Genomic DNA, 10,440 nt, shown 5'->3' on the forward strand with positions numbered 1-10,440 from the left:
TCTGGTCGGGCGGCGGGTGGGCGCCTCTCGTGGGGGTGCCCCGCCGTCGGCGGCTGCCGCCCCCCGCCGCTGTCGCGGTGCTTCTTCCCACCCGCCCGCCGTTTCCGGTTCGTTGGTGGCCGTGCGTGTCTTCACGCGCCCACCCGCCCACCTGCCCGTCCGTTTCCGGTCCGACGGTGGGTGGGTGCCTCCGTCAGTGGCTGTGTGTCTTCGCGCGTCCACGCGGCCTTCCGTCTCCCTCCCGGCGTGGGTGCGGTGATGCGGGAGCGTATGGACGGGTGGGTGGGGGAATCCCGCCGCGACAGCGGCGGGGCGGAGGCGTGTGAGGGTGCGGCGGGGACCAGGGGCACGGGTGGGTGGGTGGGGGAGCCCGCCGCGGAGCGGCGGGGAGGGTTGCCGCCCACGTGCCGGGTCACCGGCAGACGGGCGGGCGGTACTCACCCGTCGGCCGGCAACTCCGCCGACACCGCCGCGGCCGCCCGAACAAGCGGCACCGCCAACAGCGCCCCCGCCCCCTCGCCCACCTTCACCCCATGGCTGAGCAGCGGTTCGAGGGCCATCCGGTCAAGCGCCTTGGCCTGCGCCGGCTCCCCGCTGTCGTGACCCGCGAGCCACCAGTCCGGGGCCCGGAACGCGACCCGCTGGGCCACGAGCGCCGCCGCCGCGGACACCACACCGTCCAGGATCACCGGCGTACGCCGCACCGCGCACTGGAGCAGGAACCCGGTCATCGCGGCCAGGTCGGCCCCGCCGACCGCGGCGAGCAGCTCCAGCTGGTCGCCGAGCACGGGCCGGGCGCGCCGCAGCGAGTCCCGTACCGCCGCGCACTTGCGCATCCACGCGAGGTCGTCGATCGGCGCGCCGCCCCGCCCCGTCACCACAGACGCGTCGGTGCCGCACAGCGCGGCGACGAGCGTGGCCGCGGGCGTCGTACCGCCGACGCTCACGTCCCCGAGCACCACGAGGTCGGTCCCGGAGTCGGCCTCCTCGTCGGCGAGCGCGATGCCCGCCCGCACCGCACGCTCGGCCTCGTCCACGGTGAGCGCGTCTTCGATGTCGATGCGCCCGGAACCGCGCCGCACCCGGTGCCCCGCGACCTCGGCGGGCAGCTCGTCCGGGTCGCAGTCGAGCGCCATGTCGACCACGCGCACGGGCACGTCGAGGCGGCGCGCGAGCACGGCCGCGGGACTCGTACCGTCGAGGACGGACCGTACGAGACCGGCCGCGCCGCCCGCGGGCCGCGCGGAGACGCCGAGCTCGGCGACGCCGTGGTCACCGGCGAAGAGCAGGGCCCGCGGCCGCTCGACCGGCTTGACCGGCACGGCACCCTGCGCGGCCGCAAGCCACTCGGCGAGCTCGTCGAGGCGGCCGAGCGAACCGGGCGGCACGCCCTGGCGCTCCCTGCGCTCCTCGGCGTCGCGGCGCACCCCGCCGTCGGGCCGCTCGATCAGGTCGGTGAAGTCGTCGAGAATCAGCGAGCTCATTCGGCGAACAGTACCGGCGGGGCCCGGCGTCCGCGCGAACGGCCCCGCCCGCTCCGGCCGCGCGCGCCTCGCCCCGCGTGACCCGCCCCTTAGGTCATGTGGGCCACCGACCCCGTGCCGTCAAGGGATTCGTCCTTGAGATCCCTTACGTTCCTGTTCGGCATGGATTGTCGTACGGTCCGGCCGCTTCCTTTCCCGCAGGAGGACGTCATGGACACCGCCGCCCGACTGCATCGCGCCCGCACCCGCGCGCTCGCCCGGCTCGTCGAGCCCGAGAGCTGGCTCGACGTCGGCACCGGCCACGCCCGTTTCCCGGCCGTGGCCAAGGACGTCCTGCCGTACACCTCCTTCGACGGGCTCGACCGGGAGGCGCACGTCGAGGCGGCCCGCGACGCCGGGGCCGTCGAGGAGGCCCACCGGGGCGAACTGACGGATCTCGCGCCCCGCCTCGCGGGCCGCTACGACGTGGTGAGCCTCTTCCACCAGTTGGAGCGCGCCGCCGATCCGCGTGCGGAGCTGAGGGCCGCCCGCACCGCCCTGCGCCCCGGCGGATACCTGGTGATCGAGGCGTACGACCCCGCACCGCACCGCGCCCGGCTGCTCGGCCGGCGGTGGGCGGCCCGCTCCGAGGCGCGGCACCCGCACCTCCTGCCGCTCGCCCGCCTCCGCCGCGACCTCGCCGACCTCGGCCTCACCGTCGTCGCCGTCGAGCGCCACGCACTCCACGTCCCGTCCGAGCTGACCACGGCGGCCGCCCTGGCCGTCGGCCGCCTCCTGTCCGGCCCCCGCCGGCGCGGGTTCCGCCGGGCCTGCCGGTGGACGGCGGCCCGGCTGCTCGCCGCGGTCTGCGCCGTGGACCCGCTCCTCGCGCCCCTGCTGGCCCGTACGGGCATCTCCTCCGCCTACCGCGTCGTCGCCCGCCGCGCACCCGGCGACTGAGCTCCCGTCAGCCGCGCAGCGGCACCGCCTGCCCCGCCACCACCAGCAGCACGTGCTCGCACTCCGCCCCGAACGCGGCGTTCAGGCGGCCCAGTTCGTCGCGGTAGCGGCGGCCCGACGCGGTCGCGGGCACGATGCCCGAGCCGACCTCGTTCGAGACCGCGACGACCGTACGGCGCGTGGCCCGCACCGCGTCCGTGAGTTCGGTGACCCGCTTGCGCAGCGCCCGCTCGCCGCCGCCCGCCCACTCGGCGTCGTCCCACGCGTTCACCTCGTCCATCGCATGGGTCAGCCACAGCGACAGACAGTCGACGAGCAGCGGCGGCCCGGACTCGGCGAGCAGCGGCACGAGGTCGCAGGTCTCCGTGGTCTTCCAGGAGCCGGGGCGCCGCTCGCGGTGCGCCCGCACCCGCTCCGCCCACTCCGTGTCGCCGCCGCGCAGGCCGCCCGTGGCGACGTACAGCACGTCGGGGAAGGCCTCCAGGCGCCGCTCGGCCTCCACCGACTTGCCGGAGCGCGCGCCGCCGAGGACCAGGGTGCGGCGCGGCACGTCCGGCACGTCCTCGTACGCGCCGACGGCCAGCGTCGTGCCGTCCGGCACCGCGCGCGCCCCGGCCGCGGCCAGCCTGCGCGCGAGCTCGGGGCCCGGCGGCACGTCGTGCCCGATGTGCACGGCGATGACGTCCGTGGTCGGGCCCACCGCACCGGCGGCCCGCAGCCGCGCGAGCCCGTCGGGACGGCCCGCCACGTCGGCGAGGACCATCTCGTACGCGGCCCGCGCGCCGTTCGCCGGGTTCTCCGGGGCGACACCGGCGGGCGCGCAGCCCGGCGGCAGGTAGAGGAGCCGGTCGCCGTCGGGCCCCGTCACCTCGTAGCCGGTGCCGGGCGCGTCCATCGCGAGGGCGCGGACCCGGTGGCCGGTCAGGAGGGCGAGCTCGCGCCCGTCCGGGACCCGGCCGGGCTGCGGGAGCCCCGCAGGGACCTCCACGGCGGGCCCGTCGTGCGGATGCGAGAGCAGCACCTGGCGCACCCCGCCGAGCGAGTGCCCGGAGCGGGCGGCGGCGAAGGCGGCACCCGGGGTGAGGTCGAGCAGCAGGACACCGTCGACGAGGAGCGCCGTCGCGGCCCGCGCCGCCCGGCCGAGGGCGGTCGCGCACACGGCGCAGGGACAGCCGGGGCGGGGCAGCCCCTCGGGGGCTCCGGTGCCGAGCAGAGTCAGTTCCACAGGAAGATCCTCCCGCGTCGCCCCCGGCGCCGCGCGCCCGGCTAGGCTTCAAGCGGCTTCGGCGGCCGCTCCGGGGCGGCCTCCGGGACACCACTCGACCATCGGGAGGCTGACATGGCGGCATGGACGTGGCGGTTCGAGAAGGCGGACGGGACGGAGGTCCAGCCTGCCGTGCAGCCGGAGGAGTTCACCACCCAGGGAGACGCGGAGACCTGGATCGGCGAGCACTGGAAGGACCTCGCCGAGGGCGGGGCGGACCAGGTGACGCTCTTCGAGGACACCACCGAGATCTACGGCCCGATGAGCCTGCACGCGCAGGACGCGGCTCAGGGCTGAGCACGCGATCCGATCCGCTGAGCTGAGCACGTGATCCGGTGAGCTGAGCTTGTGATCCGGTGAGCGGCGGCGCGGCCCCGGCCCGTCGCCGCTCGTCGTGCGTCGTGCGTCGTGCGTCCCGTAGGGCGCGCCGCCGCGGCTCACATGTCGCCGAGCGTGACCTCCGCGGTCCGCTCGCTGCCGTCGCGCACGTACGTCACGCGCTCCTTGTCGCCCGGCTTCAGCGCGGCGAGGGCCTCGGAGAGCGAGGTGACCGTGGTGATCGGGGCATCGCCGACCTCGGTGATGATGTCGCCCGCCTGAAGGCCCGCCTTGTCCGCTCCGCTGCCGCCCCGCACCTCGACCACCGCGACGCCCGCGGGCCGGTAGTCGTCGCCGAGCACGGTGCGGGCGGAGATGCCGAGCGCGGCCCGGCCCGAGTCGGTGACCTTGCCGCTCTTGACGATCTGGTCGGCCACGGTCCGCACCATCGACGCGGGGATCGCGAAGCCGATGCCGGGCGCCGCGCTGTCGCCCATGTCCGGGTCGGTCGCGGCGAGCGTCGGGATGCCGATGACCTCGCCGTTCAGGTTGACCAGGGCGCCGCCGCTGTTGCCCGGGTTGATCGCGGCCGACGTCTGCACCATGTTCCCGATGGTCGCGCCGGTGCCGCCGCCGGAGCGGCCCTCGCTGACCGTGCGCCCGGTCGCCGAGACGATGCCCTGCGTGACGCTCGACGAGAGCCCGAGCGGCGATCCCATCGCGAGCACGATCTGGCCGACCTCCACCTTCCCCGAGTCGCCGAACGTCGCCGCCTTCAGGCCGCCCGGCACCTTGTCGAGCTTGATCACGGCGAGGTCCTGCTCGGGGTACGCGGACACGAGCGTGGCGGCCAGCGGCTGCTCGCCCGTCGCCGTGGTCACCTTGAAGGTCTTCTCCCGGCCCACCACGTGGGCGTTGGTGACGATGTGCCCCTTGTCGTCGTACACGACGCCGGAGCCGAGGCTGTTGGAGGCGTCGATCTGGACGACGGACGGCAGCACGTCCTTGATCACCTTCAGGTAGTCGTCCTGGAGGTCGTTCGCGGCGGCGGGAGCGGCCTGCGTGGTCGACTTCGTACTCGCGTCGGGGGCCGGCTTCTCGGCGGTGTCACGGCTGTCGGAGCAGCCTGCGAGAAGGCCGGCCGCGGTGACCGCGGTCACCGCCCCCAGCGCGATCGGCTTGCGGGAGGCTCTCATACCCCCGAGTCTCGGGGCGGCCCCGGACCCCGGCCTCCTGTGGGCACCCGATCAGGGGGCCTGGCGGGGCTGGGGGCGAGTCTGCGGGAGGGGGGTACGTCAGTCGCGGGCGCCGCACACGTGCAGTATCGACGCCACCCGCCGGTACGGATCGGTCCGCCCGGCCCGCTCCTCGGCGTCGAGCAGCGCGTCGAGCCCGGCACCGGCCGCCGGCACCTCGGCGGCGTCGGAGAAGACCCGGACCCCGTACCAGGCACGCAGCGGCGCCGCGATGCCCGCGAGCGCCCCGGTGACCGCGTCGAGCCGGTGCGCCCGCACCTCGGTGCCGAACCGGTCCCGGTAGGTGTCGGTGCCGAACGCGGCGAGGGCGCCGGCCCAGTCGCCGCGCAGGCCGGGGCGCATGGCCATCGCGTCCGCGTTCCGCACGACGAGGGAGAGCAGGCCGCCGGGCGCGAGCACCCGGCCGAGCCCGGCGAGGAGCGCGTCGGGCTCCTCCACGTACATCAGGACGCCGTGGCACAGCACGACGTCGAAGCTGCCGGGCAGGAAGTGCACCCCCGTGTCCCGGCCGTCGCCCTCGACGATCCGCATCCGCGACCGGATGCCCTCGGGCTGGGCGGCCACCGCGGCCCGCGCGGCGGCGAGCCCGTCGGCGTCCCGCTCGACGCCCGTCACCTCGTGTCCCGCACGGGCGAGCCGCAGGGCCTGCACGCCGTGCCCCATGCCGACGTCGAGCACGCGCAGGCGCCGGCCCACGGGGAAGCGCGCGACTATCTGCTCGTCGAGCTGCCGGGCCACCAGCTCGTGGCGCAGCGCCTCGCGTGCGTCGAAGCCCGCGCCCTGGGTCTCGCTCAGGGCCGCTCTCCGCGCTTGACCTGCGGCTTCGGCAGCCGGAGGCGGCGCATCTGCAGCGTACGCATCAGGGCGTAGGCGACGGCGCCCTTCCTGTTCTCGTCGGGGAAGCGCTCGCTGAGGCGCTTCTTCAGACGGAAGCCGGTGGTGACCGAGTCGAGCACGATCAGGACGATCACGACGAGCCACAGCAGCAGCGCGATGTTCTGCAGCGCCCCGACGCGGAGCATGCTCATGACGAGAATGATCACCGCCATGGGCAGGAAGAACTCGGCGATGCAGAACCGCGAGTCCACGAAGTCACGGGCGTACTTGCGCACCGGACCCTTGTCGCGGGCGGGCAGATAGCGCTCGTCGCCGCTGGCGAGGGCCTGGCGCTGCTTCTCCAGGTTCGCGCGACGCTCCTCGCGCTGCCGCTTGGCGGCCTCCTTGCGCGTCGTCGGCGTGTTCATCACGCTGCGGCGCTGCGACTGGGCCAGGGCGCGCTTCGGCGTGGGGCGGCCCTTAGGGGCCTGCGGGTCTCGGGGCTGCGACGAGTCGTCGGTCACCGGCGCCTTGGCGGCCGGGGCCTTGTCGTCCTTGGATCGGCTACGGAACACAAACACCAAGGGTACGGGGTGCCCGGGTATGGACCGCAGTCCCCCGGGGAACGATCCCGCAACACCGGGCGTCTTGATGATGTGGACAAGAGGTCCGAGGTGTTCGTGCAGGAGGGCCGGGGTGTCCGGGGAGCGGTTCCCAGGGGCGCACCTACTCCTTGCGCCGGAGAGGCGGGCGGGGCAGTCGTCCTTGGGGATGAGCGCATCCGCCCGCGAACAGTGCGGTAATGGATACGGACCCCGTACCGTGGGTTCTGTTGCAGTACCTGGAGCTGGAAGTCCGTCAGAAGGGGGCGCGCGAAGCCCATGAGCGGTGTCATGAAGCGTATGGGGATGATCTTCCGCGCGAAGGCGAACAAGGCCCTTGACCGGGCCGAGGACCCGCGCGAAACCCTCGATTACTCGTACCAGAAGCAGCTGGAGCTGCTGCAGAAGGTGCGCCGCGGCGTCGCCGACGTGGCGACCTCGCGCAAGCGCCTCGAGCTGCAGCTGAACCAGCTCCAGAAGCAGTCGTCCACGCTCGAGGACCAGGGCCGCAAGGCGCTCGCCCTCGGCCGCGAGGACCTGGCCCGCGAGGCGCTCTCCCGCCGCGCGGCGCTCCAGCAGCAGGTCAGCGACCTGGAGACGCAGCACCAGACGCTCCAGGGCGAGGAGGAGAAGCTCACTCTCGCGGCCCAGCGGCTCCAGGCCAAGGTCGACGCCTTCCGCACGCGCAAGGAGACCCTCAAGGCGACGTACACCGCCGCCGAGGCCCAGACCCGCATCGGCGAGGCCTTCTCCGGCATCTCCGAGGAGATGGGCGACGTCGGCATGGCGATCCAGCGCGCCGAGGACAAGACGGCGCAGCTCCAGGCGCGGGCCGGCGCGATCGACGAGCTGCTCGCGTCCGGCGCCCTCGACGACTCCTCCGGGCTCGCCAAGGACGACATCCAGACCGAGCTCGACCGGCTCTCCGGTGGTACAGATGTAGAGCTGGAGCTGCAGCGCATGAAGGCCGAGCTGGCCGGCGGATCCAGCACGTCGCAGCCCGCCATCGAGGGCGGTCAGGGCCAGGGGCAGGTCCAGAAGCGGGACACCCCGCGCTTCGACAAGCAGTAGCCACCGCTCACGTCCGAGGAGGGCGTCATGATCGTACGGATCATGGGGGAGGGGCAGGTGAAGCTGGCCGACAGCCACTTCACCGAGTTGAACAAGCTGGACGACGAACTGCTCGAAGAGATGGAAGGCGGCGACGAGGCCGGCTTCCGGCGCACGCTCCACGCCCTTCTGGACAAGGTCCGCGAACTCGGCGAGCCGCTCCCCGACGATGCGCTCGAGCCCTCCGAACTGATCCTCCCTGCGCCTGACGCGTCGCTCGCGGAAGTCCGCTCGATGCTGAGCGACGACGGTCTGATTCCTGGCTGAGGTGATCTTGCCGGGTGCGGACCGGTGGGCGGTGCGCCGCGCTGCGCGCGGCGATGCTTTCCCACCCGCCCGCCCGTGACCCCCTCCCGCGGGGCCGACGCCCCCAGTGGCGCTTGCCCGCCGTCGGCGGCTGCCGGTGCGTGGCAGCGGATGCGCCTCCCACCGGCCCGGCGGGGAAGCGTATGGGTGGGCGGGCGGGAGATTCCCACCGCGAAGCGGTGGGCACGGCGGCGCACGCGCGACCCCACCCAGTCAAGGGTGACCGTCAACCCACGCCCAGCGAGCCCCCGTTCCGTTCCGCCGGAACTGACGGCCCCGTACCGTTTAGTACGTGACCAACTTTGAACGGTGCCGCGGCTGGGCCAGAACGCACCCGTTGGCCGTCGACGCAGCTCTCGCGGCCGCCGCCCTCGTCTGCATGGTCATCGGCTCCTTCGCCGAGCCCTACCGGGAGCAGGGCTCCACCTGGAACGTCCACGCCCCGGGTGCCCTGAGCCTCACCCTCATGGGGCTCGGCTCGGCGGCGCTCGTCTTCCGGCGCCGCGCCCCCTGGAGCGTGCTCGCCGCCAGCAGCGCCTTCTCCATCGTGGAGCTCGTGACGAGCGGGCCCCGCGCGCCCGTCGTGATGTGCGCCGTCATCGCGCTGTACACGGTGGCCGCCACCACGAACCGCCCCACCACCTGGCGCATCGGCCTCATCACGATGACGGGCCTCACCGGCGTCGCCATGCTGGCGGGCCCCGTGCCCTGGTACGCGCAGGAGAACCTCGGCATCTTCGCCTGGACCGGCATGGCCGCCGCCGCGGGCGACGCCGTCCGCAGCCGCCGCGCCTTCGTCGACGCCATCAGGGAGCGCGCCGAACGGGCCGAGCGCACCCGCGAGGAGGAGGCCAGGCGCCGCGTCGCCGAGGAGCGGCTGCGCATCGCCCGCGACCTGCACGACGTCGTGGCCCACCACATCGCCCTGGTCAACGTGCAGGCCGGAGTCGCCGCGCACGTCATGGACAAGCGGCCCGACCAGGCGAAGGAGGCCCTCGCGCACGTCCGTGACGCCAGCCGCTCGGCGCTCGGTGAACTCCGCGCCACCGTCGGCCTCCTGCGCCAGACCGGCGACCCGGAGGCGCCCACCGAGCCCGCGCCGGGCCTCGGCCGCCTCGACGACCTCGTCGACACCTTCCGGAACGCGGGGCTGCCCGTGGAGGTGGCCCGCGGCGACGCCGACCTGAACCCGCCGGCGGCCGTCGACCTGGCCGCGTACCGCATCATCCAGGAGGCCCTCACCAACGTGCAGAAGCACGCGGGCGAGCACGCCAAGGCGGAGGTCAGCGTCGTACGCGTCGGGCCCAATCTGGAGGTCACCGTCCTCGACGACGGCGCGGGCGACGACGACGCGCAGGCCGCCGACGACCCGGACCGCGGCGGCGGGCACGGGCTCATCGGCATGCGCGAGCGCGTCACCGCGCTCGGCGGGCGGTGCAGTGCCGGGCCCCGCTACGGCGGTGGTTTCCGCGTCCATGCGATCCTGCCGGTCACGACCGTGAAGCAGGGCGGCCGGGGGCACAGTCCGGCCAGGGGAGGGACGACCGCGTGACGATCCGGGTGCTGCTCGCCGACGACCAGGCGCTGTTGCGCAGCGCGTTCAAGGTCCTCGTCGACTCCGAGCCCGACATGGAGGTCGTCGGCGAGGCGTCCGACGGGGCGCAGGCCGTGCGGCTCGCGAAGGCCGAGTCGGCGGACGTGGTCCTCATGGACATCCGCATGCCGGGTACGGACGGGCTCGCGGCCACCCGCATGATCAGCGACGACCCCGCCCTGTCCCACGTACGCGTGGTCATGCTGACCACCTTCGAGGTCGACGAGTACGTGGTGCAGTCCCTGCGGGCCGGGGCCTCGGGCTTCCTCGGCAAGGGCGCGGAGCCGGACGAGCTCCTCGGTGCGATCCGGGTCGCGGCGGCGGGCGAGGCGCTGCTCTCGCCCGCGGCGACGAAGGGGCTCATCGCCAAGTTCCTTTCCCAGAGCGACGGTTCCGGCGGTGACGCGCCCGCGCGCAGCGAGCGGCTCGACGCGCTCACCGGGCGCGAGCGGGAGGTCCTCGTCCAGGTGGCCGGGGGTCTCTCCAACGATGAGATCGCAGAGCGCCTTGAGGTCAGCCCGCTCACCGTCAAGACGCATGTGAACCGGGCCATGGCCAAACTGGGCGCCCGCGACCGCGCCCAACTGGTCGTGATCGCCTACGAGTCGGGCCTGGTCCGCCCCCGCGGCGACTGACCCACCGGGGCGCGTGGGGGTGCCGCCGCACTGCGCGCGGCGCTTGTTTCCCACCCGCCCGCCCGTTTCCAGCACCACTTGCTCGCCGTCGGCGGCTGCGGGTACACGGCGGGAGC

General features: G+C 74.3%; 11 protein-coding genes. 6 read left to right on the forward strand and 5 right to left on the reverse strand.

Going from position 1 to position 10,440, the window contains the following annotated elements:
- Nucleotides 1-437 precede the first annotated feature (437 nt).
- Complete coding sequence (gene cobT, locus ACFWZ5_RS37330) at nucleotides 438-1,484, reverse strand: nicotinate-nucleotide--dimethylbenzimidazole phosphoribosyltransferase (protein WP_384804120.1); 1,047 nt, start codon at nucleotides 1,482-1,484, stop codon at nucleotides 438-440.
- 210 nt (nucleotides 1,485-1,694) lie between these two features.
- Between cobT and ACFWZ5_RS37335 the strand changes: the two genes are divergently transcribed.
- Complete coding sequence (locus ACFWZ5_RS37335; RefSeq protein ID WP_384804122.1) at nucleotides 1,695-2,423, forward strand: class I SAM-dependent methyltransferase; 729 nt, start codon at nucleotides 1,695-1,697, stop codon at nucleotides 2,421-2,423.
- 7 nt (nucleotides 2,424-2,430) lie between these two features.
- Here the strand turns inward: ACFWZ5_RS37335 and ACFWZ5_RS37340 are convergent, their stop codons facing one another.
- Nucleotides 2,431-3,648 carry a bifunctional adenosylcobinamide kinase/adenosylcobinamide-phosphate guanylyltransferase gene (locus ACFWZ5_RS37340; protein ID WP_384804124.1) on the reverse strand — a complete coding sequence of 406 codons (1,218 nt, stop codon included), beginning with the start codon at nucleotides 3,646-3,648 and terminating at the stop codon, nucleotides 2,431-2,433.
- Nucleotides 3,649-3,762: 114 nt separating this feature from the next.
- On the opposite strand from ACFWZ5_RS37340, the gene ACFWZ5_RS37345 reads away from it, so the two are divergent.
- Nucleotides 3,763-3,984, forward strand: coding sequence for a hypothetical protein (locus ACFWZ5_RS37345; RefSeq protein ID WP_384804126.1), 222 nt, complete (start codon nucleotides 3,763-3,765; stop codon nucleotides 3,982-3,984).
- Between the two features lie 140 nt (nucleotides 3,985-4,124).
- Here ACFWZ5_RS37345 and ACFWZ5_RS37350 read toward each other — a convergent pair whose 3' ends face one another.
- The 3 genes from ACFWZ5_RS37350 to ACFWZ5_RS37360 form a co-directional block, all read right to left on the reverse strand.
- On the reverse strand, nucleotides 4,125-5,201 hold the full coding sequence (locus ACFWZ5_RS37350) for a S1C family serine protease (protein ID WP_384804128.1): 1,077 nt from the start codon (nucleotides 5,199-5,201) through the stop codon (nucleotides 4,125-4,127).
- Between the two features lie 99 nt (nucleotides 5,202-5,300).
- On the reverse strand, nucleotides 5,301-5,999 hold the full coding sequence (locus tag ACFWZ5_RS37355; protein ID WP_384804130.1) for a class I SAM-dependent methyltransferase: 699 nt from the start codon (nucleotides 5,997-5,999) through the stop codon (nucleotides 5,301-5,303).
- A gap of 53 nt (nucleotides 6,000-6,052) precedes the next feature.
- Nucleotides 6,053-6,691 carry a DUF3043 domain-containing protein gene (locus ACFWZ5_RS37360; protein ID WP_384804140.1) on the reverse strand — a complete coding sequence of 213 codons (639 nt, stop codon included), beginning with the start codon at nucleotides 6,689-6,691 and terminating at the stop codon, nucleotides 6,053-6,055.
- Between the two features lie 267 nt (nucleotides 6,692-6,958).
- Here ACFWZ5_RS37360 and ACFWZ5_RS37365 point away from each other — a divergent pair, with 267 nt between their 5' ends.
- The 4 genes from ACFWZ5_RS37365 to ACFWZ5_RS37380 all read left to right on the forward strand — a co-directional run bounded on the left by ACFWZ5_RS37365 (nucleotide 6,959) and on the right by ACFWZ5_RS37380 (nucleotide 10,324).
- Nucleotides 6,959-7,750 (forward strand): PspA/IM30 family protein, encoded by a 792-nt coding sequence (locus ACFWZ5_RS37365; protein WP_384804132.1) that lies wholly within the window; start codon nucleotides 6,959-6,961, stop codon nucleotides 7,748-7,750.
- 27 nt (nucleotides 7,751-7,777) lie between these two features.
- Entirely contained in the window at nucleotides 7,778-8,056 is a 279-nt protein-coding gene (locus ACFWZ5_RS37370) for a hypothetical protein (RefSeq protein ID WP_384804134.1), read from the forward strand.
- A 331-nt stretch (nucleotides 8,057-8,387) separates the two neighbouring features.
- The gene (locus ACFWZ5_RS37375) at nucleotides 8,388-9,647 is read left to right on the forward strand and encodes a sensor histidine kinase (protein ID WP_384804136.1); all 1,260 of its coding nucleotides are present in this window, start codon (nucleotides 8,388-8,390) and stop codon (nucleotides 9,645-9,647) included.
- Nucleotides 9,644-10,324, forward strand: a complete 681-nt coding sequence (locus ACFWZ5_RS37380; protein ID WP_384804138.1) for a response regulator — start codon at nucleotides 9,644-9,646, stop codon at nucleotides 10,322-10,324. Before ACFWZ5_RS37375 ends, ACFWZ5_RS37380 begins: the two co-directional genes overlap by 4 nt.
- The last annotated feature ends 116 nt before the right edge of the window (nucleotides 10,325-10,440 follow it).

The organism is Streptomyces sp. NPDC059003 (genome assembly GCF_042740445.1).
Taxonomy (GTDB): domain Bacteria; phylum Actinomycetota; class Actinomycetes; order Streptomycetales; family Streptomycetaceae; genus Streptomyces.